Origin of the sequence: Sedimentitalea nanhaiensis DSM 24252, assembly GCF_000473225.1 — a bacterium.
Classification (GTDB): domain Bacteria; phylum Pseudomonadota; class Alphaproteobacteria; order Rhodobacterales; family Rhodobacteraceae; genus Sedimentitalea; species Sedimentitalea nanhaiensis.
This window is the reverse complement of record NZ_KI421509.1, coordinates 2,097,028-2,121,481: the sequence shown is the minus strand read 5'-3', so window position 1 is coordinate 2,121,481 and position 24,454 is coordinate 2,097,028. Positions and strand designations below refer to the sequence as shown.

The 24,454-nt window shown below is 62.6% G+C and carries 22 protein-coding genes; 15 read left to right on the top strand and 7 right to left on the bottom strand.

The features are described 5' to 3' along the window. The first annotated feature begins 4 nt into the window (after nucleotides 1–4). The 4 genes from NANH_RS0112175 (at nucleotide 5) to NANH_RS0112160 (ending at nucleotide 5,050) form a co-directional block, all read left to right on the top strand. Nucleotides 5–760 (top strand): class II aldolase and adducin N-terminal domain-containing protein, encoded by a 756-nt coding sequence (locus NANH_RS0112175; protein ID WP_027262286.1) that lies wholly within the window; start codon nucleotides 5–7, stop codon nucleotides 758–760. Between the two features lie 48 nt (nucleotides 761–808). Continuing rightward, complete coding sequence (locus NANH_RS0112170; protein ID WP_027262285.1) at nucleotides 809–1,969, top strand: acyl-CoA dehydrogenase family protein; 1,161 nt, start codon at nucleotides 809–811, stop codon at nucleotides 1,967–1,969. Nucleotides 1,970–2,243: 274 nt separating this feature from the next. After that, nucleotides 2,244–4,262 carry an acetate--CoA ligase family protein gene (locus tag NANH_RS0112165; RefSeq protein ID WP_027262284.1) on the top strand — a complete coding sequence of 673 codons (2,019 nt, stop codon included), beginning with the start codon at nucleotides 2,244–2,246 and terminating at the stop codon, nucleotides 4,260–4,262. After that, nucleotides 4,259–5,050, top strand: coding sequence for a carnitinyl-CoA dehydratase (locus tag NANH_RS0112160; RefSeq protein WP_027262283.1), 792 nt, complete (start codon nucleotides 4,259–4,261; stop codon nucleotides 5,048–5,050). The genes NANH_RS0112165 and NANH_RS0112160 overlap by 4 nt, the downstream gene beginning before the upstream one ends. A gap of 266 nt (nucleotides 5,051–5,316) precedes the next feature. On the opposite strand, the gene NANH_RS0112155 is transcribed toward NANH_RS0112160, so the two are convergent. Beyond that, the gene (locus NANH_RS0112155) at nucleotides 5,317–5,898 is read right to left on the bottom strand and encodes a GcrA family cell cycle regulator (RefSeq protein ID WP_027262282.1); all 582 of its coding nucleotides are present in this window, start codon (nucleotides 5,896–5,898) and stop codon (nucleotides 5,317–5,319) included. Nucleotides 5,899–6,049: 151 nt separating this feature from the next. Between NANH_RS0112155 and NANH_RS0112150 the strand changes: the two genes are divergently transcribed. Further along, nucleotides 6,050–6,862 (top strand): ABC transporter permease, encoded by an 813-nt coding sequence (locus NANH_RS0112150; RefSeq protein WP_027262281.1) that lies wholly within the window; start codon nucleotides 6,050–6,052, stop codon nucleotides 6,860–6,862. Here the strand turns inward: NANH_RS0112150 and NANH_RS0112145 are convergent. Further along, the gene (locus NANH_RS0112145) at nucleotides 6,852–8,078 is read right to left on the bottom strand and encodes an MFS transporter (RefSeq protein WP_027262280.1); all 1,227 of its coding nucleotides are present in this window, start codon (nucleotides 8,076–8,078) and stop codon (nucleotides 6,852–6,854) included. The two genes, NANH_RS0112150 and NANH_RS0112145, sit on opposite strands and share 11 nt — an antisense overlap. 260 nt (nucleotides 8,079–8,338) lie before the next feature. Here NANH_RS0112145 and NANH_RS0112140 point away from each other — a divergent pair, with 260 nt between their 5' ends. Together NANH_RS0112140 and NANH_RS0112135 are read left to right on the top strand one after the other, a co-directional pair. Further along, nucleotides 8,339–8,635, top strand: coding sequence for a putative quinol monooxygenase (locus tag NANH_RS0112140; RefSeq protein ID WP_027262279.1), 297 nt, complete (start codon nucleotides 8,339–8,341; stop codon nucleotides 8,633–8,635). 29 nt (nucleotides 8,636–8,664) lie between these two features. After that, nucleotides 8,665–9,126: a GFA family protein gene (locus NANH_RS0112135; RefSeq protein ID WP_074920671.1), complete on the top strand. Its 462-nt coding sequence runs from the start codon at nucleotides 8,665–8,667 to the stop codon at nucleotides 9,124–9,126. Between the two features lie 39 nt (nucleotides 9,127–9,165). On the opposite strand, the gene NANH_RS0112130 is transcribed toward NANH_RS0112135, so the two are convergent. Beyond that, the gene (locus NANH_RS0112130) at nucleotides 9,166–10,632 is read right to left on the bottom strand and encodes a flavin-containing monooxygenase (RefSeq protein ID WP_027262277.1); all 1,467 of its coding nucleotides are present in this window, start codon (nucleotides 10,630–10,632) and stop codon (nucleotides 9,166–9,168) included. A 315-nt stretch (nucleotides 10,633–10,947) separates the two neighbouring features. Here NANH_RS0112130 and NANH_RS0112125 point away from each other — a divergent pair, with 315 nt between their 5' ends. The 4 genes from NANH_RS0112125 (at nucleotide 10,948) to NANH_RS28540 (ending at nucleotide 13,936) form a co-directional block, all read left to right on the top strand. Next, a complete protein-coding gene (locus NANH_RS0112125) occupies nucleotides 10,948–12,123 on the top strand; it encodes an aspartate aminotransferase family protein (protein ID WP_027262276.1) in 1,176 nt (391 codons plus the stop codon). 76 nt (nucleotides 12,124–12,199) lie between these two features. After that, nucleotides 12,200–13,126 (top strand): ornithine carbamoyltransferase, encoded by a 927-nt coding sequence (argF, locus tag NANH_RS0112120; protein WP_027262275.1) that lies wholly within the window; start codon nucleotides 12,200–12,202, stop codon nucleotides 13,124–13,126. Between the two features lie 444 nt (nucleotides 13,127–13,570). Next, nucleotides 13,571–13,714 (top strand): hypothetical protein, encoded by a 144-nt coding sequence (locus NANH_RS28545; RefSeq protein WP_154665574.1) that lies wholly within the window; start codon nucleotides 13,571–13,573, stop codon nucleotides 13,712–13,714. A gap of 81 nt (nucleotides 13,715–13,795) precedes the next feature. Then, nucleotides 13,796–13,936 (top strand): hypothetical protein, encoded by a 141-nt coding sequence (locus NANH_RS28540; protein ID WP_154665573.1) that lies wholly within the window; start codon nucleotides 13,796–13,798, stop codon nucleotides 13,934–13,936. Between the two features lie 17 nt (nucleotides 13,937–13,953). On the opposite strand, the gene NANH_RS0112100 is transcribed toward NANH_RS28540, so the two are convergent. Beyond that, nucleotides 13,954–15,432 carry an inorganic phosphate transporter gene (locus tag NANH_RS0112100; RefSeq protein WP_027262274.1) on the bottom strand — a complete coding sequence of 493 codons (1,479 nt, stop codon included), beginning with the start codon at nucleotides 15,430–15,432 and terminating at the stop codon, nucleotides 13,954–13,956. A gap of 83 nt (nucleotides 15,433–15,515) precedes the next feature. Continuing rightward, nucleotides 15,516–15,974, bottom strand: coding sequence for an NUDIX hydrolase (locus NANH_RS0112095; protein WP_027262273.1), 459 nt, complete (start codon nucleotides 15,972–15,974; stop codon nucleotides 15,516–15,518). Nucleotides 15,975–16,139: 165 nt separating this feature from the next. Between NANH_RS0112095 and gndA the strand changes: the two genes are divergently transcribed. After that, a complete protein-coding gene (gene gndA / locus NANH_RS0112090) occupies nucleotides 16,140–17,570 on the top strand; it encodes an NADP-dependent phosphogluconate dehydrogenase (RefSeq protein ID WP_027262272.1) in 1,431 nt (476 codons plus the stop codon). Further along, complete coding sequence (locus NANH_RS0112085) at nucleotides 17,567–18,316, top strand: SDR family NAD(P)-dependent oxidoreductase (RefSeq protein ID WP_027262271.1); 750 nt, start codon at nucleotides 17,567–17,569, stop codon at nucleotides 18,314–18,316. The genes gndA and NANH_RS0112085 overlap by 4 nt, the downstream gene beginning before the upstream one ends. Nucleotides 18,317–18,493: 177 nt before the next feature. On the opposite strand, the gene NANH_RS0112080 is transcribed toward NANH_RS0112085, so the two are convergent. Continuing rightward, nucleotides 18,494–19,915: a hypothetical protein gene (locus NANH_RS0112080; protein ID WP_027262270.1), complete on the bottom strand. Its 1,422-nt coding sequence runs from the start codon at nucleotides 19,913–19,915 to the stop codon at nucleotides 18,494–18,496. Between the two features lie 116 nt (nucleotides 19,916–20,031). Continuing rightward, nucleotides 20,032–22,497, bottom strand: a complete 2,466-nt coding sequence (gene hrpB, locus NANH_RS0112075; protein WP_036049806.1) for an ATP-dependent helicase HrpB — start codon at nucleotides 22,495–22,497, stop codon at nucleotides 20,032–20,034. A gap of 108 nt (nucleotides 22,498–22,605) precedes the next feature. On the opposite strand from hrpB, the gene meaB reads away from it, so the two are divergent. Continuing rightward, complete coding sequence (gene meaB, locus NANH_RS0112070; RefSeq protein WP_027262268.1) at nucleotides 22,606–23,583, top strand: methylmalonyl Co-A mutase-associated GTPase MeaB; 978 nt, start codon at nucleotides 22,606–22,608, stop codon at nucleotides 23,581–23,583. Further along, nucleotides 23,580–24,383, top strand: coding sequence for an alpha/beta fold hydrolase (locus NANH_RS0112065; protein ID WP_027262267.1), 804 nt, complete (start codon nucleotides 23,580–23,582; stop codon nucleotides 24,381–24,383). Before meaB ends, NANH_RS0112065 begins: the two co-directional genes overlap by 4 nt. Nucleotides 24,384–24,454: the final 71 nt, after the last annotated feature.

Below are 24,454 nucleotides of genomic sequence, written 5' to 3'. Positions count from 1 at the left end.
TGAAATGGCTGGCACGGAATTGCGCCGCAACATGGATCACTGGCAGGACCGCGTGGATCTGGCGGCGGCGTTTCGCTGGACCGCACGGCTGAACATGCACGAAGGCGTATCGAACCATTTTTCGCTGGTGGTCAATGACGAAGGCACGCGGTTTCTGATGAACCGCAATCAGGTGCATTTCAGCCGCATCAAAGCCAGCGAACTGTTGGAACTGGATGCTACCGATCCCGCCCCGCTGAGCGGACCGGACGTGCCGGATGCCACTGCCTGGGGGCTGCACAGCGCCATTCATCGCCATTGCCCGCATGCGCGCTGTGCGATGCATGTGCATTCGATCCATGCCACGGTGTTGGCCAGCCTGGCCGACAGCCGCCTGCCACCAATCGATCAGAACTGTGCCACCTTTTTTGACCGCTACGTCATTGACGATAACTATGGTGGGTTGGCGTTCGAGCAAGAGGGCGAACGCTGTGCCGGACTGTTCGCGGATCCACGCCATAAGGTGATGATCATGGGTAATCATGGCATCCTGGTGATCGGCGAAAATGTCGCGGACACGTTCAATCGGATGTACTTTTTTGAGCGTGCCGCCGAGACCTATATCCGCGCGCTGCAAACCGGTCAGCCGTTGCGCATGCTACCCGATGACGTTGCCGAAACGACCGCGCGTGAACTGGAAGATTACCCCGAACAGGCAGAGCGGCACCTGGCAGAACTCAAGGCAATTCTGGATGACGAAGGCAACAGTTACGCCCAGTAAGCCAAGTCTGCGCACTTACCTTACCCTTTGACAGAAAGACCCGTCGCTATGCAATACGGCCTGACCGAAGAACAGGAGATGATCGTCTCCACCGTCCGCAGCTTTGTGGAAAAGGAAATCTATCCGCACGAGGATCTGGTCGAACGCACCGGAGAGGTGCCTGCCGAAATCGCGGATGAGATCAAGCGCAAGACGATCGCGTTGGGGTTCTATGCCTGCAATTTCCCTGAAAGCGTGGGCTGCGCCGGGTTGAACCATATGGAATTCGCCCTGGTCGAGCGCGAATTGGGGCGCGGATCGATGGCGTTGAACCATTTCTTTGGCCGTCCGCAAAACATCCTGATGGCGTGCCAGGGCGAACAGGTCGATCGATATCTGATGCCGGCGGTGCGGGGCGAGCGGATGGATGCGCTGGCGATGACCGAACCGGGGGCGGGATCGGACGTACGCGGAATGAAATGCGCCGCACGGCGTGAGGGTGGCGACTGGGTCGTCAATGGCACCAAGCATTTCATTTCCGGAGCCGAGCACGCGGATTTCATCATCGTTTTCATCGCCACGGGTGAAGATCAAACCCCAAAGGGGCCGAAAAAGCGTATCACTGCTTTTCTGGTGGATCGCGGCACGCCGGGGTTTACCGTCCGGGACGGCTATAAATCGGTCAGCCATCGCGGTTACAAGAACACGATCCTGGAATTCGACGATTGCCGCCTGTCCGATGCGCAGGTGCTGGGCGAAGTCGATGGCGGGTTTGCGGTGATGAATACCTGGCTTTATGCCACCCGGATCACCGTGGCCGCCATGTCGGTGGGCCGGGCGCGGCGGGCTTTCGATTATGCGCTGGACTATGCGGCGACCCGTGAACAGTTTGGGCAGAAGATCGGTAAATTTCAGGGAGTCAGCTTTCAGATTGCCGATATGATCACTGAAATCGATGCCGCCGATCTGTTGACGCTAGCCGCAGCCGACCGGTTGGACAAGGGGTTGCCCGCCAATCGCGAAATCGCCAGTGCCAAGCTCTATGCCAGCGAGATGCTGGCACGGGTGACCGATGCGGCGATTCAGGTTCATGGCGGCATGGGGTTGATGGATGACTATCCGTTAGAGCGATTCTGGCGCGACGCAAGGGTGGAGCGGATATGGGACGGAACCAGCGAAATCCAGCGCCACATTATCAGCCGTGACCTTTTGCGGGGCCGGGGCGCGTGATCCGGTTTCGAATGGGCTGCGCCCATCCGACCGAGGCGAGGGGCCAGCCCCTCGCGCTCCCCGGGATATTTGGGGCAAGAGGAAAAGGGGGCAGGATGTCACCCGCCCCCAGCGGAAAAGAAAAAATCTCTTCCCCTTGCACGGTCATCGGCGTCCCCGCCTGTACCGTAGTGCTTTTGTTGCGTTCCAAGATTAAGAAATCGTGTCTTCCTCTTGCTTTAAATATCCCCGCCGGAGGCTCCCGACATCTACGTCCTTCGCGAGGGATTGCGTAATGCGTGATCTGGCCCGTTTACTTAATCCACACAGCATTGCCGTGATCGGTGGAGGTGCCTGGTGCGCGTCGATCATGCAGGCTGCGGACCGCATCGGGTTTTCTGGCGAGATTTTTCCGGTACATCCCGAAGGCAAAAACATTTCAGGCAGGAAGGCCCTGCGACGGCTTGAAGATTGGCCGGAACCGATTGATGCGGCGTTTGTCGGTATCAACCGGCATGGGACTATCGCGGCGATTGAGACCCTGTCCGGGTTGAATGCGGGCGGTGCGGTGTGCTTTGCCTCGGGGTTCACCGAGGCGACGGCAGAAGATGCCGGTGGAGCGGATCTGCAAGCCCAGCTGGTGTGGGCAGCAGGCCGGATGCCGATTCTGGGACCCAATTGCTATGGCTTCATCAACGCGCTGGACCGGGTCGCGATCTGGCCGGATCAGCATGGCATGCAGCCGGTGGATCGCGGGGTAGCGATTCTGTCCCAGTCTTCGAACATTGCCATCAACCTGACGATGCAGAAACGCGGCCTGCCGATTGCCTATATGGTGACCTGCGGGAACATGGCGCAGGTCGGACAGGCTGAACTGGCGGCGGCACTACTGGATGACACCCGCGTGACCGCCATCGGGCTGCATGTCGAAGGGTTCGGCGACCTGCGGGCCTGGGAGGCATTGGCGCAGAAAGCAAATACGCGCGGAGTTCCACTGGTGGCGCTCAAGGTTGGGCGCAGCGAACAGGCCCGCCAGGCGACCGTGTCGCATACGGCGTCTTTGGCGGGAAGCGATGCCGGGGCGCAGGCGTTTCTGGATCGGTTGGGCATTGCCCGGTTGCACGGGTTACCCGAGTTTCTGGAAACGCTGAAACTGTTGCATTGTACCGGGCGGCTGGGCGGCAACCGAATTGCATCGATCAGCTGTTCAGGGGGCGAAGCGAGTCTTGTGGCGGACATGGCAACCACAAGAGCGCTGTCCTTGCCGCCACTGGATGCGGGGCAAAAGGAGACTCTGCGGCACACCCTCGGGCCGATGGTGGCCTTGGCCAACCCGTTGGATTACCACACGTACGTTTGGCGGGATGCGGACGCCATGGCGCAGGCTTGGGCCGGGATGACGGGCGGAGATATCGACCTGACCCTCAGTATTGTCGACTATCCGCACACGGACGCGACGGATTGGGACTGTGCCACGCAGGCCGCAATCCAGGTGCGCCGGGACACTGGCCGCCCCTTTGCTGTTGTCGCGACCCTGCCCGAATTGATGCCCGAGCCGGTGGCGCGGGACCTGATGGCGCATGGCGTGGTACCGCTGGCGGGGCTGAACGAGGCGCTGGCCGCTGCCGAGGCCGCCGCCGTTGGGCGCGCGCCGTGCCCTGAGCCGGTTCTGTTGCCGGGTTCGGGAGTTCCCGATCTGATCTTGAACGAAGCCGAGGCCAAGGCGGCGCTGGCGGCACATGGCCTGCACGTTCCGGCATGGGGTCTGGTTCTGGCAGGCGCGGAAATGGCGAAAGCGGCAGAACATCTGAGACCGCCTTTTGTTGTCAAGGGCCTCGGCCTGACACATAAATCCGAACATGGCGCCGTACGATTGGGTTTGCAGGCGGATGATCTGGCGCGGGCGGCCCAAGAGATCGGCACTGACGAGGTGTTGATCGAAGAGATGGAAACCGGCGGCGTGGCCGAATTGTTGGTCGGCGTCACCCGCGATGCGGCGCATGGCTTTGTGCTGACCCTTGGGGCGGGGGGGGTACTGACCGAACTATTGCGCGATACCGTTTCGCTGTTGGTCCCCAGCCCGCCCGAGCAGGTTGAACAGGCATTGCGCCAGCTTGGCTGTGCCCCTTTGCTGGCTGGCTATCGCGGCAAGCCCGCTGCACAGATGGCGGCGATCCTGCGCGCGGTGATGGCGGTGCAGTCCTATGTGATTGCCAATGCCGATACTGTCACCGAAGTTGAAATAAACCCGCTGATCTGCACGCCTGACCGGGCGATTGCAGTGGATGCACTGATTCGAAAGGCCCGAAAATGAGTACCGATACATCCCCGATCAAGACCGAGCGCGATGGTCCGATCCTCTTGGTTACGCTGGATCGACCCAAGGCCAATGCGATCGACCTGGCAACCAGTCGTATCATGGGCGAGGTGTTTCGCGACTTTCGCGACGACCCGGACCTGCGGGTGGCGATCCTGACCGGCGGTGGAGAGCGGTTCTTTTGCCCCGGCTGGGATCTTAAGGCGGCCGCAGGTGGCGATGCGGTGGATGGCGATTACGGCGTTGGCGGGTTTGGTGGCTTGCAGGAACTGCGCGGCATGAACAAGCCGGTGATTGCCGCCGTGAACGGCATTGCCTGCGGTGGCGGGCTGGAACTGGCGCTGAGTGCTGACATGATTCTGGCCGCCGATCACGCCACATTTGCGCTGCCCGAAATCCGGTCGGGGACGGTTGCGGATGCGGCGAGCGTCAAGCTGCCCAAGCGCATTCCGTATCATATCGCGATGGAGCTGTTGCTGACAGGTCGATGGTTCGATGCCCCCGAGGCACATCGTTGGGGGCTGGTGAACGAGGTTCTGCCCGCGGATCAACTGATGGACCGCGCGTGGGAGCTGGCGCGGCTGATGGCCAGCGGCCCGCCGCTGGTCTACGCGGCGATCAAGGAGATCGTGCGCGATGCCGAGGATTCCAGGTTTCAGGATGCGATGAGCAGAATCACCCAAAGGCAGTTGGAAACGGTCGACAGGTTGTATTCATCCGAGGATCAGCTTGAAGGCGCGCGCGCCTTTGCCGAGAAACGCGATCCGGTCTGGAAGGGGCGCTGATCCTTCAAGATGCGGCCCGGCACGTCAGCCTCGGCCAAGTGTCAGCCCGTGCCGGACGTGTCGGGCCTATGACATTCCCGCACCAATCCGCTGACGGGTGACGGACGCAGGGTCGTTCACGCCGATGCGCCGCCCTGAACTTTTGCGTGCCTGTGCCCCAGGGGGGCTTTGCGGACCGCCGGAAAAAATCGGAGTGCGACATGGCCAAACCGACAGGGCCACCGTCAGACAGTGGCCCTGTTTTGGACTGTACCCGGCGTTATGTTTTAACGCTTGCGGTCGCGGCGCGAGCTCATCGGCTGGAACGCAACGCCCACATGGGCCTCGCAATAGGGTTTCCCGGCCTGAACCGGCAGGCCGCAGAACCAGAAATCCTCGGTCGCGGGATCGCCCACCGGCCATTTGCAGGTCCGTTCGGTCAGCTCCATCAAGCTGATTTTCTTGGACTTCTTTTCGACCTCGTTGACCTTGGCCAGGGCCTCGGGGCTGATCTCGTTGGCCGAAGGCTGCGGCGGCAGCGGTTGTCCGGCGGGAATGATCTGCTTGCGCAGCGGCACTGCGGGTCGGGTTTCGGGTTCGGTCGAGACCGGGCGCGCGGCCTCGGTCTTGGGGCTGGGGCGCGGCTTGGCCTCGGGCTTGGGCGGCGCTGCCGGGGTCGCCGGTTTTGCCTTGGCTTCGGGTTTGGCCGCAGGGGCACCCGCGCTGCGGTTGGACAATCCCAGCCGATGCACTTTGCCGATTACGGCATTGCGGGTTACCCCGCCGAGTTCCTTGGCGATCTGGCTGGCCGATTGGCCTTCGCCCCACATTTTCTTGAGCGTCTCGACGCGCTCGTCGGTCCAGGACATGGGCTACCTTTCCAGCTAAAAAGCGGCCACCGAATGCGACCGCTTCCGAAATCTGTCTGAGCCCCCTATTTTAATCACTGCGGGCCGAGTTACAAGGCACCTTGGCGGCCGCTGTCGCCGAGACCCTACGAACAGAGCAGGAGGCAGACGGATGCAGCAACAGGGAGAGTCGGGCCAGCCGGGTATGCGCCGCTTTGGCTGGGTAAATTGGCTGGGGCTGCACACGCTGGCGTCGCGCGAGGTAAAGCGTTTTGCGGCTGTGTGGACCCAGACGCTGTTGGCGCCGCTGGTCACCGCCGCGCTGTTTCTGATGATCTTCAATATCGCCATCGGGCCGCGGCGGGGCGATGTGATGGGGGTGCCGTTCCTGCATTTTATCGCGCCGGGTATCCTGATGATGACGGTGATTCAGAACGCTTTTGCAAATACCTCGTCCTCGATCGTGATTTCCAAAGTGCAGGGTAATATTGTCGATACGCTGATGCCGCCGTTGTCGGCGAGCGAACTGGTGCTGGGCTATCTGGCCGGTGGTATCGCGCGCGGCACGGTGGTGGCGCTGACCATTGGCGTCGGGCTGGCGCTGGGTTTGGGGATCGTGCCGCAGTACCCGCTGCTGACGTTGCTGTTTGTGGTACTGGGGGCGGCCCTGATGGGAGCGTTGGGCATCGTTGCGGGGATTTATGCCGAGAAGTTCGATCAGATGGCGGCGATCACCAATTTTATCGTGACCCCGCTGGCCTTTTTGTCGGGCACGTTCTATTCGGTGCAGTCGCTGCCTCCGGGGCTGATGCAGGTGACCCATCTGAACCCGATCTTCTATCTGATCGACGGGGTGCGGTTTGCCGTGATCGGCGTGTCGGACAGCCCGCCAATGCTGGGGCTGGGGGTGGTCTGCGCCAGCGTGCTGGCGGTGACCATGCTGGCCTGGTGGATGCTGAAAACCGGCTATCGGCTCAAGTCCTGACCGCAGGCTCCATCGCCAGCCGCGCCTGACCCAGACGCGGATGCAGATGCCGGGCGATGCCATAGGCGACAAACATCGCCGCCCCTCCGGCGGCAAAGACACCGGCCAACGGCGTTACCAGCAACACCAGCCAGGCCAGACCCGGGGTGGCGATGCCGGACACGTCGCGATAGCTGGAATAGATCGCCGACATCTCGGTGCGCTCGGACGGTTTCACCGCCATCAGGAATGGCAGACCGGCGCAGACATCCAACACGATCAGAAAGAACGACGCCGCCATCAGCACCGCAACCGCCGCCACCGGCAGACCCGACACCAGGGTGGCCAGGCAGAACAGCGCGCCGCAGGCGGCAAAACCGGTGCGCACCGCGCGGCGCAAGGGCTGGCGCTGCATCCATCGCAGGATCAGCGGCGCGGCGAACAGGCTGGCGTTGGTGATCGACAGTGCAAGACCGCCCAACTGGTTGCTCAGTCCGCTTTGAACCGCGAAGATCGGCAGGTATACCACATAGATCCACCATCCACAGGACCGGATCACGGCGAACAGCCAGCCTGCCACCAGCCGCGGCTGGGCAAAGAACCGGGGCAGGAACGCCAGCGGATTGGGTGGCACCCGGTGCGCCTTGGTGATGAGCTTGCCATTGCCCAGCCGCATGAACCAGAAGGTCGCCAGCATGACCAGCGCCGCAGCACCCGAAATCAGGAACGGTGCCGGATACCACACGTGCAGCAGGCTGACCCCAGCGACTGGACCCACGGTCCAACCCAGGGCGCTGTAGAACATACGCGACGTCTCGCAACGGCCCAGTTCAACCCGGGCCACATAGTCCAGCACATAGGCGTTGAAACAGACAAAGGTCATCACGGTGGCGACTGTGTTCAGGGCCAGCGCCAGAACAATGCTGTTGGCGCTGCCCTCGATGGCCAGCGCGGCGGCGGCCACATACAGCAGCGCGCCGGTGCTGTAGACCCGGCGGCGGGGTACGAACCGGATCAGCCAGGGCACCATCAGCCCGGCAACCAGAGACGCGATACCAACCGCAAAATACAGCGCCGACACCACCTGTGCATCCTGCAGCGCCTGGTACAGGATGAGCGGAAATACCGAGATCAGGATACCGCGCACGACAGCCTCGAGCCCCGCCAAAGTGGCAAAGCCGCGAATCCCCGGCGCTGGGGCATGGCGGACCCATTCCGGTATGCGTTTCTCGTGCATCGTGCGTCTCTCTGGGTTGCTTGCTTTGTGTCAAGACTGTCAAAGTAGACAGCGCGGGTCGCCCGCAAACACGACGTTTTCAGGGGTCGCTTTTGCCCGCTGGAGCGGCGAGCGTTTTGCGGGCGGGCCAGGTCCGAGACCATGGCCAGGCGGACCGTTTTGCCTGACCGTTCTGTACGATCCGGCGAGAAAATGTTAGGGTAGGATGTCTCCGCGCGTTATCTGCAAAATATTTGCCCCTGCAGAAAGGAGGGCAGTCAATGATCATGCGCATCTTTCAGGTCACGACCCGACCTGGCAAAGAACAGGCGTTCAGCCGGTTCTTTCACGACACGGCGATCCCGCTGATGCGGCGCACCGAGGGGCTGGAGACCATCTTGCCCGGACGCGCCCGCGCCGACAGCCCACGTGAATTCAGTTTTGTCATGGTGTGGCGCGATCTGGCGTCGCTTCAGGCCTTTGTGGGCGAGGATTACCAGACCCCCCATATCGACCCGGCCGAGGCCGAGTTGGTCGAGAGCCGGACGATCAGGCATTACGATCTGGTCCAGGGCTGAACCGCGCCCCCGCAACAGGAGAGATCCAGATGCTGACAGGACAATGTGGATGCGGGGCGGTGACCTATCGCCTGATGTCAGAGCCAATGTCCGTTCATTGCTGCCATTGCCGGGATTGTCAGCGGCAGACCGGTTCTGCCTTTGTGCTGAACGCCCTGATCGAAGCCGAACGGGTCAATTTCCACGGGCCCGTGGCCGAAGCGACCTTTCCTTCCGGCAGCGGCAAGGGGCAGGTGGTGACCCGTTGTGCGGTCTGCGGAGTCGCGCTGTTCAGCGCTTATCTGATCCGCGAAGGCAAGCTGCGCAACGTGCGGGTCGGAACCCTGGACCAGCCCTCTGCATGCCCGCCGGATGTTCACATCTTTACCGCCAGCAAACAGCCTTGGGTGATGCTGGCCGGGGATATTCCGGCCTTTGAGGGGTTTTACGATATTGCACAGGTCTGGCCGCAGGATCGTCTGGCGCGGTGGGCGGCGTTGTTCGGGCCGTGATCGCGCCGGTTTCTCGCACAGCCGAAAGCTGTGTCCGGTTTATCGATAGACCAGCGTGCCATCCTCGAGATTGGCCGCGGGCAGGGTGATGCGGTCGTCGAAATAGTCCTGCGTCATCAGCCACGGCTGGCGGTCGCCCTGCCTTGGCATCACGTCCAGCGCACGCAGGATATAGCCCGCGTTGAAGTTTTCCGGGTCGATCCAGGGCCGGACCGGCATGTCACGGTCGGTGTCGCGCAGGGCCGGGGTGACCGACGCAGCCCCCCTGTCCTGCATGTGGGCCAGCAGGCGGCAGACGTAATCCGATACCAGATCGGCGCGCATCGTCCAGCTGGTGCGCAGATAGCCGAACACCATCGCCAGATTCGGCAGGCCGGTCAGCATCACGCCGCGATGGGTCCAGCTTTGGGTCAAATCCACTGGTGCGCCATCGACCTGAAACGCCACATCGCCCAATGCGCTCAGCGTCAGCCCGGTGGCGGTGACGATAATATCGGCCTCCAAAACCTGGCCTGAATCCAGTTCGATGCCGGTTGCGGTGATCCGTTTGATCGTGTCGGTGACAACCGAGGCCTGCCCGGAGCGGATGGCCACGAACAGATCGCCATCGGGCACCATGGCGACGCGTTGCCGCCAGGGGCGGTAGCTGGGCGTGAAATGGGTGGCGACGTCGTAATCCGGACCCAGATAAGCCTGCGCGGCGCCGATCAGTTCGGCGGCCACCGCCTGTGGTTCTTCGCGGGACCGGCGGACCATGGTCTTGCCGTCCTGCAGGAACTTGCGGCGCATTATCTCGTGCACCCAGTCCTGTGGTATGTCCAGCGCCTGTAGCGTGGTCGCAAGCTCGTCCCGTTTGGGGCGCGGATAATAATAGGTCGGCGAGCGTTGCAGCATGGTCACATGCGCCGCCGTCTCGGCCATCGCCGGGATCAGCGTTGCCGCCGTCGCCCCCGAGCCGATGACCACAACGCGCTTGCCTGTGTGGTCCAGATCCTGTGGCCAGTGCTGCGGATGCACGATCTGTCCTGTAAAATCGCCCATCCCCGGCCAGTCGGGTTGATAGCCTTGCGTGTGGCGGTAATAGCCTGAACACATCCACAGGAACCGGCAGGTCAGGGTGACGGTTTCAACGCCGCGCTCCACGGTCACGGTCCACAGGTTGGTCCCGCTGTTCCATCTGGCGGCCCTGACCGTCTGGCCGAACCGGATGTGGCGGCGCAGATCGTTTTCGTCCAGCGCTTCGTCCAGATAGCGCAGGATCTCGTCGGCCGTGGCGATGGGCACCCCGGTCCAGGGTTTCCACTCGAACCCAAATGTATACAGATCGCTGTCCGAGCGGATGCCCGGAAATCTGTGCGTGTGCCATGTGCCGCCGAAACTGTCCTTGCTGTCCAGCATCGCGAACCGCATGTCAGGCAGGGTGCGCGACAGATGATAGGCGGCGTCGATCCCCGACATTCCGGCCCCCACGATCAACACGTCGAAATGGTCCTGGCTGTCGGTCATCGCCTCACTCCTCGCTGGTGTTTGTGGTCGGATCATGGCCGCGATTTTATGTAGCGCAAAGCGATCCGTCGCGTCACATGCCTCGATCCGTTTCAAACCCCGCCGCAAAAAACGCTTTCCTTGCCGGAAACTCTGGCCTAAGACCGGCGCATGAACACCGCCAAGCATATCCTTTTTGCCCGACGCCGACGCCAAACCGCATAACGGCTGCCGTGTTCATTGCGCCTTTGCAGGCGCGCCCCCTTTCAAAAAACGTTGACCCAATGACCCGTTGTGAGGCACTCACAGGGTTTCTTGCCTGAAAAGGATGATCCGATGATCCCGTCCGTTCTGCCGACCTATAACCGCGCGCCCCTGACATTCGTCAAGGGCGAAGGCTCTTGGCTGATCGAGGCCGACGGGCGACGTTTTCTGGACCTTGGCGCGGGAATCGCGGTCAATGCCCTGGGGCACGCCCATCCGGCTCTGGTGGCGGCGCTGACCGAACAGGCGCAGACGCTGTGGCATGTCTCCAACCTCTATCAGATCCCGCAACAGCAGGCGCTGGCCGACCGGCTGGTCGCCGCCACCTTCGCGGACACGGTGTTCTTTACCAATTCCGGCACCGAAGCCTGCGAACTGGCGGTCAAGATGGCGCGCAAATATTGGCACGACAAAGGCCAGCCGCAGCGCACCGACATCGTGACGTTCGAAGGCGCGTTTCATGGCCGCTCGTCTGCGGGGATTGCCGCAGCGGGATCGGAAAAGATGACCGGCGGGTTTGGCCCCCTGCTGCCCGGCTTTGTGCATCTGCCCTGGGGCGATCACGAGGCGTTGCAGGCGGCGATCACCGATACCGTTGGCGCGATCCTGATCGAGCCGGTCCAGGGCGAAGGCGGGATCCGACCTTTGCCGGATCAATGCCTCAAGGGGCTGCGCGATCTCTGCGATGAGCATGGCATTCTGCTGATTCTGGACGAGGTGCAATGCGGTATGGGCCGCACCGGCAAGCTGTTCGCCCATGAATGGTCCGGGATTACGCCGGATATCATGATGGTGGCCAAGGGTATTGGTGGCGGCTTTCCGCTGGGTGCAGTGCTGGCCACGGAAACCGCTGCCTCGGGTATGGTCGCGGGGACGCATGGGTCCACTTATGGCGGCAACCCGCTGGCCTGTGCGGTGGGCTGTGCCGTCATGGATATCGTCGCCGATGCCGGGTTTCTGGATCGGGTCGGCCGCAAGGCAGGCCAGCTGCGCCAAAGCCTCGAAGGGCTGGTCGCAGCGCATCCAAAGGTGTTCGAAGCGGTGCGCGGGTCGGGCCTGATGCTGGGTCTGAAATGCAAGGCGGCCAACACCGACGTGCTGCAGGCCGCCTATGACGTGGATCTGATCGTCGTTCCCGCCGCCGACAATGTAATCCGACTGCTGCCGCCCCTGACCATCTCCGAAGAGGAAATCACCGAGGCGTTGAGCCGCCTTGATCGTGCGGCGTCTGCAATCAAAGCAGCCTGATCTTTCTCTTGCCAAAAATACTCCGGGGGTCCGGGGGCAGCGCCCCCGGCAACCGCAACAACAAAGCGATAAGACGATGAAACATTTTCTCGACATTCACAAAACCGACCCTGCCGACCTGCGCGCCATGATCGATCAGGCCGGGCGGATGAAACAGGCGCGGCTGGACCGCCCGAAAGGTGCCGCCGACGACACGCAACCGCTGGCCGGGCGCATGGTGGCGCTGATTTTCGAAAAACCCTCGACCAGGACGCGGGTGTCCTTTGATGTCGGCGTGCGCCAGATGGGGGGCGAAACCATGGTATTGTCGGGCAGTGACATGCAACTGGGCCATGGCGAAACCATCGCCGACACCGCCCGCGTGCTGTCGCGCTATGTCGATCTGATCATGATCCGCACCTTTGACGAAGCCGTGCTGACCGAGATGGCGGAATATGCTGATGTGCCGGTGATCAACGGGCTGACCGACCGTACCCACCCCTGCCAGATCATGGCCGATGTGATGACCTATGAGGAACACCGTGGCCCGATTTCTGGCAAAAAAGTGGTCTGGACCGGGGATGGAAACAACGTCTGTGCCTCGTTCTTGCATGCCGCCGGGCAATTTGGGTTCGACCTGACCTTTACCGGCCCGGCGCAGCTCGATCCCGAGGCCGATTTTGTCGGCTTTGCCCGCAGCAAGGGATCGAGCATTACCATCGAGCGCGATGCCCACAAGGCAGTGCGGGATGCCGATCTGGTGGTGGCCGACACCTGGGTTTCGATGCATGATGCCCAATCCGCACGCGAGCGGCGTCACAATATGCTGCGCCCCTATCAGGTCAACGCGGCGCTGATGGCGCAGGCCAAACCCGACGCGCTGTTCATGCACTGCCTGCCCGCGCACCGCGAAGAAGAAGTCACTTCGCAGGTGATGGACGGGCCCCATTCGGTGATCTGGGACGAGGCCGAGAACCGCCTGCATGCGCAAAAGGCGATCATGCGCTGGTGCCTGGGGGTCTGATTCACGCTCGCTTCGGCTGCGTGAGCCAGTTCATAGAACCGGCACCGGTCCGGCGCTAGTGTCGGTGCCACCGGGTCCGCTGCAACCCCATGCGCCGGCCCGGCCCAACCGGCATTTCCGCCGTCATGCAGGAGAGATGAAAGGGGCCGACGGACCCGGAAATACAATGAGTCCAAGGCCTCTACTAAGGCCTTTACCGAGGCTCGCGACGAGGTGTCGGTTGCGCTGGCCTGTCTGGACCGGTCGATTTCCGAAGTCGAACGCCAGATGAGGGACCTGGGGCGCGGGTTCGAGGCGTTTGTCGGGTAAAATCACAGCGCCGCCGAAATCAAGACGGAAAGCGCGAGGCTGGGCAAGACGCTGACCGCGATCGGAGCGATAAAAGCCGAATACGAAACCCGCGTCGCCGCCGCGAAACGGCGGCAGGAAGCCGCTCATGGTGAGGTGGCACGTCATATTCGCGAGATCGGCGCACTGATGTCGGATAAGGCGACGGCCAACGATTTCGGCCCGACGAATCCGAAATACATCAAGATCGGGAATAAGATCGTCGCCTATCACAAAAACACGGCGCTCCGGCATAATTAGGGAGCGATTCCCAAACGCTCCCGCCCGGAATGCCCGCGCCCCAAAATGCACCCCGTCCGTTCCCCTTGCCGGAAAACCGCCATGGCGATCCCATCAAGACCATCAAGAAGAAACCCGCAGACCTTGAAAAAGGCTGCCAAGAACGACGCTGAATGGAAGAAATACGAGAAAAACCTCAAGGGCTTCGAGACGGATCTCAAGGATATTTCCAGTATCGACTGAACATGCTCGCACCGGTTTCAGTCGACAATCGCGTTCAGCAACAGGAAGATGACCGCTGACATCGCGGCAGCAGCGGGCACCGTAATCACCCAGGCGGCGACGATGGTCAGAAAATGCGACCGTCGCACCAGCTTGCGGCGGCGGCGTTCCTCGGGTGCGATGCGTTTTACGTCCGGGCTTAACGCCAAGGCGCGCAGGCGTCGCTCCATGTGCCATTCGCGATAGAACCCGACTCCGAATACGCCGCCGACGGCAATATGAGTGGAACTCACCGGCAAGCCCAGGCCGCTGGCCAGGATGACCGTAATCGCAGCGGACAGCGCGACGCAAAAGGCGCGCATCGGGTTCAGCTTGGTGATCTGGTCACCGACCATGCGGATCAGCCTGGGGCCGAACAGGAACAGGCCAAACGAGATCCCGAACGCCCCGATAATCATGACCCAGATCGGAATCGACACCTGAGCGGCGAAATTCCCGAACTGGGTAGCATGAACGATGGCTGCAAGTGGTCCGACCGCGTTGGCAACGTCATTGGCACCATGGGCAAAGCTGAGCAGGGCGGCGGAAATCACCAGCGGCGGGCCGAACAGGGTCTTGAGCGACCTGTTGCGGTTCTCCAGGCCCTCGGATTGCCGACGGATCAGCGGTCGGGCCAGCAGCCAACACAGCACCCCGATGATCAGGCCGAATGTTGCAGCCTGGCCCAGCTCAATTTTAATGAGCCGTTGCAGCCCCTTGAGCGCCAGATAGGTGGTGAAGGTTCCGGCCATCAGACCAATCAGCACCGGAACCCAGCGCCGCGCGGCGGTGATCTTGTCATCCTGATAGATAATGCGCGTCTTGATCAGCGCCAGAAACAGGGCCGCAATCGCGCCGCCCAAAAGCGGTGAGACCACCCAGCTGGCGGCAATCGCGCTCATCGTGGGCCAGTTCACCGCGCCGAAACCGGCGGCGGCGATACCCGCGCCCATCACCCCCCCCACAACGGCATGTGTTGTCGAGACCGGCGCACCGATCCAGGTGGCCAGGTTGACCCAAAGTGCGGATGAGATCAACGCGGCCATCATGGCCCAGACAAACAGGTGCGCGTCCTGCATGCTGACGGGGTCGATGATATCCTTGGAGATCGTCGAGACCACATCGCCTCCGGCCAGCAACGCGCCCGCGCTTTCGAACACGATGGCGATCAGGATCGCCCCGCCCATGGTCAGCGCCTTTGCTCCAACGGCGGGGCCCATATTGTTGGCCACATCGTTGGCGCCGATATTGATCGCCATATAGGCACCGAAAGCGGCGGCGAAAATGACCGCCAAGTGCCCGGGCCCCTGCCCAAGGATCACCGCCCCCACGAGGGCCGCAACACCGATAAAGGCCAGCGCCACCCCCCCCGCAACCAACGGGCGCGAGACATAGGCGGTGGCATATTCGATATGGCTGATCCGGTTCAGATCCGTGTCCAGCGTTTTCCACTGGTTGCCGATCGGTGAATTCGCCATAGGTCTGCCCGGTTATTGCGCGCCGGGTTCGTGCCTGCCGCGTCTGTTAGAGTCAACTACATTCGAGCGCTGCGTGCCCGGCGTCATAGGCTGCGCAGGATAGTTTTCAGACCGGGTTCGTCCACCATGTTGGCTGCGTCCTGAGGGCTTACCCATTTGCGGCGGCGTTGATCCGCTTCGGGGAAATCGGCCACGATATCGATGACGCGGGCCAGATAGACCTGCGTCTCGACGGGAGCCTCGGCACCGTTGTCCAGACCCTTGAGGTAGTCATATTGCCCGATCGCATGCAAATCCGCTTCGGCCTTGCTGACGCCAGCTTCTTCCCAGGCTTCCTGAAGTGCGGCTTGCGGTCCGTCCATGCCGTCTATGGGCCAGCCCTTGGGAACGACCCAACGGCCGGTGTCACGGCTGGTAATCAGCAACACCATCTTGCCACAGTCGCTGTCGCGATAGCACAGTGCAGCCATCTGCACCCTCTTGGGGCGCCGCAACATTGGGCGCACCAGTTCCGTCCATGCTTTGGTCAAAGCGTTTGTCATCATCTATTTATGCCTGCGAACTCGTAACTTTTTTATTATACATCCAGTTTACCGCTAATTTTTCGAAAAGCCAAACAGGGGCCGCTCGGAGCGGATCCAAGCACCCTTGCGCCCGACTGACCGTCCGCCCATGCTGAGTGCGATGAGGCGGCGGGAATTGGCACCATGGCAAAAGCAGAGATAGGTATCTTTGGGCAGGGTACAATGGGTCGAGCCCTGGCTTTGAATCTGGCCGAGCGTGGCCATGATGTGGCCATCGCCAGCCGCGATGCATCGGAAATAGACGCTGCAATGGCCGGGGCCGGCCCGCTTGCCGCTCGTCTGCATCCGACGCGATCCCTGTCCGAATTCGTCGCCATTCTGCGCCAGCCCCGTGCGGTGCTGTTCATGATCCCCTCGGGCGCGCCGCTGGATGACATGATCGCCCGGATCCGGCTGCTGCTGGATGTCGGGGACACGATCATCGACGGCGGCAACGCCGATTTCAACGCCACCCGCGCCCGTGCCGCCGATCTGCAACCGGGCGGGCTGCACTATGTCGGAATGGGCGTGTCCGGGGGTGAGCAGGGCGCGCGTCATGGCCCGTCGATGATGGTCGGCAGCAGCGATCAAAGCTGGGCGCAGCTGCGACCGATGCTGCACGCGATCGCCGCGCGCTTCCGGGGAGATCCCTGTGTCGCCCACGTCGGTCCCGACGGAGCGGGGCATTTCGTCAAAACGGTGCACAACGGTATCGAATATGCCGATATGCAAATGATCGCCGAGATCTACGGGCTGATGCGCGATGGTGCAGGGCTTGCACTGGCGCAGATCGCAGAGCGGTTTGACGCCTGGCGTGACGGGCCGTTGCAGTCCTTTCTGATCGACACCACGGTTCGGGCCCTGCGCACGGTTGACCCGCAGACCGGACATGCCCTGGTCGATCTGATTTCGGATCGCGCCGGGCAAAAGGGCACCGGGCGCTGGACCGTGATCGAAGCGTTGAAGCTGGGCCAATCCGCAAGCGCGATCGAGGCGGCGGTGGCGGCGCGGGCCTGGTCGGCAGAAAAGGACATGCGCGTGGCCGCCGAACATCTGCTCCCGGCGGTTCAGCCGGGTGCAATTCCGCCGCCAGAGGTTTTGGAACAGGCCTTGCTGGCGGGGCGTATCCTGGCGCATGCTCAGGGCTTTCGGGTGATGCAGGCGGCGTCCGAGGCGTATGACTGGTCGCTTGATCCGGCCCGGATTGCCGAAATCTGGCGTGCGGGATGCATTATCCGCTCGGCCTTGCTGGATGATCTGGCATTGGCGTTGCGGGGCGACCTTCCCTTTGGTCATCTGGTTCTTTCGCCGGTTTTGCGCGCGCGCCTGACCGCCAGCATCCCCGCACTGCGGCAGGTGGTGGCCGCGGCCACCCTGTCGGGGCTGGCAGTGCCGTCCCTGTCTGCTGCCCTGGGCTGGTATGACAGCTTGCGGCGCGGGCGCAGTACGGCGAATTTGATCCAGGCGCAGCGCGACATGTTTGGCGCCCATGGGTTCCATCGGCTGGATCGGCCCGGTACCCATCACGGCGATTGGGTCGGGGAATTGCAATCGACAAAGGACAACACGGGATGAAGACAGCATTGGTGACGGGCGCGGCCCGTGGGATTGGACTGGCGACCGCCAAACGGTTGTTGGCGGCGGGCTGGCGCGTGGCGATCCTGGACCGTGACGAACCCGAGCTGAACAAGGCCGCCCAAGAGCTGAGCGATGTGCATGCGGTACTGGCCGATGTGTCGATTCCCGAACAGGTCGAGGGTGCGCTGCATCAGATCAGTCAGCGGATCGGCGTGCTGGACGGGCTGGTGAACAACGCAGGCGTCGCGGATTTCGGCCCGATCCGCGACACGACCTATGATCGCTGGCGCACGGTCCTGGCGACCAACCTGGACGGCCCGTTCCTGATGACCCAGGCGTTCACCGATCTGCTGGCGGCGGATGGCGGCGGCGCAGTGGTCAATGTGACTTCGATTTCGGGCCTGCGCGCCAGTACCCTGCGCGTGGCCTATGGCACCTCCAAGGCCGCATTGGCGCAACTGACACTGCAACAGGCGGTGGAATTGGGCGAGTTGGGCATCCGGGTGAACGCGGTGGCACCGGGACCCGTTGACACCAAGCTGGCGCTGGCGGTGCACACGCCCGACATCCGCGCCGCCTATCACGACGCGCTGCCACTGAACCGCTATGGCTCCGAGGACGAGATCGCCGCCGCTATTGCTTTCCTGCTGGGTGACGATGCCAGTTTCATCACCGGACAGATACTGGCCGCCGATGGGGGATTTCAGGCCACCGGAATCGGGTTGCCCAGTCTGCGGAAATAAAGGCAGTCGCTGACCGGACGCCATGGCGCGCGGCTGCGTTTCGGCCTGACCGGCACTTCGCCCGCTTGTCACACCCGGACGAGCTCATCTAGGCATCGTTGTGATCGGTTCCGCTGCTGCGTTACGGTTGCAATGGCCCAAGGTTGGAGTCCGCGAAGATCGCGGCCCGCCAAGGCGCTATTTCTTGGAACCGTCCTTTTTCGCAGGCTGATTATTGTCGTTGTCCCGTCTCTGCATACGTTCCGCGCTTTTCTTTTTTCGGATTTTTTTCTTGTAGTGCTTTTCGACCCCGGGAATGAACAGCAGAATCTTCTGCTGCTTCTTTGACAGACCGGACTCGGTCAGGGACTGTTCGAACTCTGCATGTTCCCATTCCGCCACCTTCTCGGCAAATTCGGCATCGGCCTCAATCTGGCGCAGACGTTGCAGCTGCTGTTCGTCGTCTTCCCTCAAGGATGGGTGTGCCTTCGACAAAGGGTACTTTGCGTGCAATTCGTGAATCGCGCGCATCTCTGGGTCCGTACGGAACTTTCGGAATTCCTCGATCTCTTCGGCCGCGATGGGCGGCCCGCCATTTTCCATGGTAATTCCGGGTATGTTCAGCAACTGGCAGAATCCGGGAACACCGCCGATATGGGTGTTCACATGCGCAGCACCGGTGGCGATCAGAAAGGTCGCGTCCGGGTGGCGTTCAAGCCGCTCCTGTATGACTTGCATTGAATGATTGTGCATGGCCGCGCACCGCTTTGCGCCATACACCGCCTCGTCGCTCTGGTCGGTCTTGCATTCGGGCGCATCCAGCCCGACGACGGAGATCCCCTTTGCCTTGGCCTTCAGAACAAAGGCGAGAAAACTGAATTCGCCAAGATTCTCGCCGCCATACTGATCCTTGCCATATTCCTGGTCCAATCGCAGCAAAACGTCCTCAAGCTCTCTGGGCATCTCGTCCGCGTCACAGTCGGGCGACAGGAAATAGTCCAGCAACTCCTGCGCACCGCTCTGGATCTCTTCGATAAAGACGATCTCGGGGCATTGGGAATTGTCAAGCATGTCCAGCATCGGCTCTCTGGACTTGTTGTCCTTGTGGGTAATTCCCACCACCAATCCATTCGCCTTGCCCCGCCCTCTGGCGAGCGTTGCCGAGATTTCCTGCCCGTCGCCTTCCTCGGGCAGATCGGGTTTGGGAATGTCGTCGGGGAATGGAAAATCGGCAAACCCGGCTCTCGCATCGTCCGCGTTGTATTTGAGCTGCTGCTTGTATTCCGGTTCGCCAAACTGCTCTACAATATCTTCCTGCGTGGGTTTGGAATGATGCTTGATCAAATAGGCAAGCTTCAGCACTTCACCGATCGTGACATTCGTCTTCCCGGCAAAATCCAGGCGGAACATTTCGATTTCCGAGTGCCCTATCCCAAGGCAGACAGTGTCGCCTTCCAGCCAGATGAAGGACAAAGGCTCGTCTGATTTCGCTCTCACACACTTCAGGAATTCCTTGCGGTATTCCACCCGGTGCTCGTTCTCGCCAAGAGTCTCAGGTATATCGGATATGTCGATGCGGATCTTGGCCTGTCGCTGCGGTTCAGGATCTGGCTTTTCCATGAGATTGGTCCAATCATCTTCTGAAATGAAATCGCGTTTTGATAGCAGTCCGTCACATTAGGGCTATACCCCATGACGAAACAAAGGAAATTTGTCGTGATAAGGCCGGGGGATATCTACCGCCTCGGCTTTGCCCGCACCGTCGGGTCGGCCTGGGTCGGATCCTCGGGCCAGGGGTGTTTGGGGTATTGTGCGCGCATGTCCTTGCGCACATCGCCGTAAGAGCCGGTCCAGAACCCGGGCAGGTCGCGGGTGATCTGGATCGGGCGCTGTGCGGGGGACAGCAGGGTGACCTTCAGGGGCACGCCGGCGCTGGTCGGGTGGCGGGTGACTCCGAACATCTCTTGCAATCGTACCGCGATTTCCGGAGCCTCGCCGCCATAGTCGATCGGCACGCGCCGCCCCAGCGGGGTGGCGAAATGCGACGGAGCCAATCGATCCAGCATCTGGGTCTGCTCCCAGGTCAACGCCGCGCGCAAGGCAGGCAGCGGATCGAATTTTTTCCAATCCGCGCCGCTGCGGACCCCGGTCAGCAGCGGCAGCAGCCAATCCTCCAGACTGTCGAGCAGCCCCTGGGTCGAGAAATCCGGCAGATTGGCACCCGTGGCACGCACCAGTTCAACCCGCGCCGCCAATCGCAACGCCGCGCCGCTGAGTGTCAGCCCCAGATCGCGCACTCCGTCCAGCATGGCGCGGGCCACCGCGTCGTCCGGGGCATCTTTCCAGATCCGATCCTGTAGCACCAGCGCGCCGAATCGTTCCTGTTGGCGCGTCAGTACCCGGCGGTCGCGGCGTGACCATTCGCAGAGATCCTGCCACTGTATACGGTCCGCGAAAAGGCTGCGGATTTCGGCCACGCCGATCTGGGCAGCCAACCGGATTTTTGCCTCGCGCGGATCGCCATCGGTATCGGTTGCCACAATAAAGGGCGCGGTGGCCAGCGGGTCGCCGTCGCGCATAACGGCTCCCTTGCCGCCCGACAGCACATAGCGCGGGGCCTCGCCCGGGCGGCGCTGTCCGATGCGGTCCGGATAGGCCAGCGCCGCCATCTCGGCGAGGCTCAAGCCATTGGCGCGGTTCTGTCGTATCGCACGGCCCAGCCGTTTGGCCTCGGTTGTGATCCGGGTCAGCGCGGCGGTGTTGACCTCATAGGGATGCGCCCGCCCGAACCCGCGCGGATCTCGCAAGGCCCGCAACCGCAACGCCAGATCACACGGTGCGCCCCGCAGCGGATCGCGCTCGGCGATCAGCGCGGCCAGCGGAGCGGCCTGAGGTCCGGCCACCGCCAGCATATGTGCCAGTCGCGGATGCAGGGGCAGGGCGGCCAGTGTCTTGCCATGCGCGGTGATCCGGCTCGTTTCGTCCAGGGCCCCCAACAGCATCAGCAGGCTGCGTGCCTCGGCCAGCGCCCCCTCGGGCGGCGGGGTCAGAAACGCCAGGTCGTCTTCGGTTGCACCCCACAACGCCAGCTCCAGCGCCAGGCCGGTCAGATCGGCTGCCTCGATTTCCGCGGGTGGGAAGCTTTGTAATGCGCCCTCTTCGCCCTGGGTCCACAACCGGTAACACACGCCTTCGGCTACCCGTCCGGCGCGCCCCTGTCGCTGGGTCGCCTCGGCGCGCGTGACGCGTTCTGTCACCAGCCGCGACATGCCCGACCCCGGATCGAACCGGGCCCGGCGGGCTTGCCCCATGTCGACGACGACGCGAATGTCCGGCAGGGTCAACGAGGTTTCCGCGATCGAGGTCGCCAGCACCACCTTGCGGCCCTGCGGTACCGGCGCGATGGCGGTCTGTTGGGCGGCAAAGGGCATCGCCCCGAAGAGCGGGCGCAGAGTACAGGACGTGGGCAACTGACGCTGCAAAGCGCCCTCTGCGCGGCGGATCTCTCCTTGGCCGGGCAGGAACACCAGCAGGCCGCCGCCCATCTCGCGTGTCTCGGCTTCGGCTTGCACCACCAGGTCCACCAGCGCATCGACCAGCCTGGGTTTCGGCCCCAGGGGGCGCTCCAGCCAGCGGGTTTGCACCGCAAAGCTGCGCCCTTCGGATGTCACCATCGGCGCTTTGATCAGCCGCGCGACGGGTTCGGCATCCAGGGTTGCGGACATCACCAGCAGGCCCAGATCCTCGCGCAGCGCGCCAGCGACCTCAAGACACAGGGCCAGACCCAGATCCGCGTTCAGCGAGCGTTCGTGGAATTCATCGAACACCACCATGCCGACATCGGGCAGGTCGGGGTCCGATTGCAGCATCCGCGTCAGGATGCCCTCGGTCACCACCTCTATTCGCGTTGCAGACGAGATTTTGACCGCACCCCGCATCCGGTAACCCACAGTCTGTCCCACCGGCTCGCCCAGCGTGCTGGCCATCCGCTCGGCGGCGGCCCGCGCGGCCAGGCGGCGCGGCTCGAGCATGATCATACGCAAGCCTTTGGGCACCAGCCCGGCGGCCAGCAGCGCCAGCGGCACCCGCGTCGTTTTTCCTGCGCCGGGCGGGGCCTGCAACACGGCGCGTCCCTGCGCCTGCATGGCTGCGATCAGCTCGGGCAGAGCATCGTCGATCGGCAAGGGAGCGGTCAGTGTCATCCCCGCCTTATCGCCAATGGTCGCAGCGGCGTCCAGACGGGTGCGGATGGTCTGGACAAACCGGCGCGCACTGCGTCATGTAGCGGGCACCAAATCGCGGGGGCAGGCATGGACATGACAGAACTGGGTGACAGGGTACTGGCAGGCGAGCGCCGGGCGTTGGCGCGGGCGATCACGCTGGTGGAAAGCCAACGCAGCGATCATCGCCAACAGGCCACGGCTCTGCTGGAACATGTCGCGTCAAAGGGGCGTCAGGCGCTGCGCATCGGTCTGTCAGGGACGCCGGGCGTGGGCAAGTCCACCTTTATCGAAAGTTTTGGGATGATGTTGACCGCGCAGGGGCTGCGGGTGGCGGTGCTGGCGGTCGATCCCAGCTCGACCCGGTCGGGCGGTTCTATCCTGGGCGACAAAACCCGGATGGACAGGCTGTCACGCGACCCCAATGCCTTTATCCGCCCTTCGCCCAGCCAGACGCATCTGGGTGGCGTCGCCCGGCGCAGCCGCGAAGCCGTCGCGCTGTGTGAAGGCGCCGGATTCGATGTGGTGTTGGTTGAAACCGTCGGTGTCGGGCAATCCGAAACCGTGGTGGCGGAAATGAGCGATCTGTTCCTGTTGCTGCTGGCCCCGGCGGGGGGCGACGAACTGCAGGGCGTCAAGCGCGGTATCATGGAAATGGCCGACGTTATTCTGGTCAACAAGGCGGATGGCGACCTGAAGCCCGCGGCGATGCGAACCTGTTCGGATTATGCCGGGGCGCTGCGCCTGCTGCGCAAGCGTCCGCAGGATCCCAAGGGCTTTCCCAAGGCGATGATGGTCTCGGCAATCGAGGAAAACGGACTGACCGAGGCATGGGCCGAGATGCAGGCGCTGGTGGATTGGCGCAAGGAGACCGGCCATTGGGATGCCCGGCGCGCGGCGCAGGCAGAATACTGGTTCCACGAGGATGTGCGTCAAGGTGTGCTGGCGCAGCTGCAAAAAGGCGAAGTGCGACAGCAGATGGTGCGGCTGGGCACGTTGGTCGCCGATGGTGTCGTGACCCCCTCGGCGGCGGCGCGCGAAATGCTTGAGCAACATCTGCATAGATGACGCTGACGCCGCATCGCATCTTTGATGGCGACCGGCTGCGAGCGACGCTGTTTAACCCCGATGGTGCGCGGCTGTTCGTCAGCTTCCGTCAACGGGTGGCCGGGTCCGGCGGTTTTTCCGACCCTGCGCCGGTGCTGACTTTTGCCGATCATGGCCATGCCCATCTGCATCTGCAATCGAGCGAGAACGACTGGTTCATCAACTCTGAGACTGTAGACCTGGAAAGGGTCCTGCGCGGGCTTTCGTCACGCTATACGGCGGTCCGGGCTATGGGATTTTCAATGGGAGGCTATGGCGCACTGCGTTTTGCGCGCGCGCTGCGTCTGGGGCGGGTGGTGCTGATCTCGCCCCAGGTCTCGATCCACCCGTCGGTCGTGCCATGGGACGGGCGTTATGTCGATTGTGCCGGCGGCTTCGATCCCGATTTGGGCGATCTGGCCAGCAGGGGCAAGCCGGGTTTGCGCGGAATTCTGGCCTATGACCCGTTCCGAGTGCGGGATCGTCGCAATGCGCGTGCCATTTCAAAGCTGTTTCCTGGCCTGCAGTTGTGCGCGCTGCCCGGTGGAGGGCATCCTGCCACTCAGATCCTGCGGCTGGGCGGGTCGTATGGGCGAATCCAGATTCGCCTGCGCCAAGATCGGTTGGATCGGCGCTGGGTGGTGCAGGAACACCGCAACTTGCGCAGTGATTCGGCGGTTTATTGGTCGCGGCTGGCAAAATATGCCGCCGAACGCGGGCGCCCGGGTCTTGCGGAAACTGCGCGGCGTGTCGCCGGCGTGCTGAAAGCGTCAGACCTGTGATAATCCGCGGATGGACGACCTGACGCGGCTTGACGGGGCCGGCCTTTGCGCCTATCAGCACCAGACAGAAT

Excerpts from the sequence above, each read along its gene's own strand:
- argF (WP_027262275.1), top strand. The coding sequence starts at position 12,200 with ATGAAACATTTTCTCGACATTCACAAAACCGACCCTGCCGACCTGCGC.
- NANH_RS0112065 (WP_027262267.1), top strand. The coding sequence starts at position 23,580 with ATGACGCTGACGCCGCATCGCATCTTTGATGGCGACCGGCTGCGAGCG.
- NANH_RS0112130 (WP_027262277.1), bottom strand. The coding sequence starts at position 10,632 with ATGACCGACAGCCAGGACCATTTCGACGTGTTGATCGTGGGGGCCGGA.
- NANH_RS0112085 (WP_027262271.1), top strand. The coding sequence starts at position 17,567 with ATGAAGACAGCATTGGTGACGGGCGCGGCCCGTGGGATTGGACTGGCG.
- NANH_RS0112145 (WP_027262280.1), bottom strand. The coding sequence starts at position 8,078 with ATGCACGAGAAACGCATACCGGAATGGGTCCGCCATGCCCCAGCGCCG.
- NANH_RS0112170 (WP_027262285.1), top strand. The coding sequence starts at position 809 with ATGCAATACGGCCTGACCGAAGAACAGGAGATGATCGTCTCCACCGTC.
- NANH_RS0112080 (WP_027262270.1), bottom strand. The coding sequence starts at position 19,915 with ATGGAAAAGCCAGATCCTGAACCGCAGCGACAGGCCAAGATCCGCATC.
- meaB (WP_027262268.1), top strand. The coding sequence starts at position 22,606 with ATGGACATGACAGAACTGGGTGACAGGGTACTGGCAGGCGAGCGCCGG.
- NANH_RS0112155 (WP_027262282.1), bottom strand. The coding sequence starts at position 5,898 with ATGTCCTGGACCGACGAGCGCGTCGAGACGCTCAAGAAAATGTGGGGC.
- NANH_RS0112135 (WP_074920671.1), top strand. The coding sequence starts at position 8,665 with ATGCTGACAGGACAATGTGGATGCGGGGCGGTGACCTATCGCCTGATG.
- NANH_RS0112095 (WP_027262273.1), bottom strand. The coding sequence starts at position 15,974 with ATGACAAACGCTTTGACCAAAGCATGGACGGAACTGGTGCGCCCAATG.
- NANH_RS0112150 (WP_027262281.1), top strand. The coding sequence starts at position 6,050 with ATGCAGCAACAGGGAGAGTCGGGCCAGCCGGGTATGCGCCGCTTTGGC.
- NANH_RS0112140 (WP_027262279.1), top strand. The coding sequence starts at position 8,339 with ATGATCATGCGCATCTTTCAGGTCACGACCCGACCTGGCAAAGAACAG.
- NANH_RS0112125 (WP_027262276.1), top strand. The coding sequence starts at position 10,948 with ATGATCCCGTCCGTTCTGCCGACCTATAACCGCGCGCCCCTGACATTC.
- hrpB (WP_036049806.1), bottom strand. The coding sequence starts at position 22,497 with ATGACACTGACCGCTCCCTTGCCGATCGACGATGCTCTGCCCGAGCTG.
- NANH_RS0112160 (WP_027262283.1), top strand. The coding sequence starts at position 4,259 with ATGAGTACCGATACATCCCCGATCAAGACCGAGCGCGATGGTCCGATC.
- NANH_RS28540 (WP_154665573.1), top strand. The coding sequence starts at position 13,796 with ATGGCGATCCCATCAAGACCATCAAGAAGAAACCCGCAGACCTTGAAA.
- gndA (WP_027262272.1), top strand. The coding sequence starts at position 16,140 with ATGGCAAAAGCAGAGATAGGTATCTTTGGGCAGGGTACAATGGGTCGA.
- NANH_RS0112165 (WP_027262284.1), top strand. The coding sequence starts at position 2,244 with ATGCGTGATCTGGCCCGTTTACTTAATCCACACAGCATTGCCGTGATC.
- NANH_RS0112100 (WP_027262274.1), bottom strand. The coding sequence starts at position 15,432 with ATGGCGAATTCACCGATCGGCAACCAGTGGAAAACGCTGGACACGGAT.
- NANH_RS0112175 (WP_027262286.1), top strand. The coding sequence starts at position 5 with ATGGCTGGCACGGAATTGCGCCGCAACATGGATCACTGGCAGGACCGC.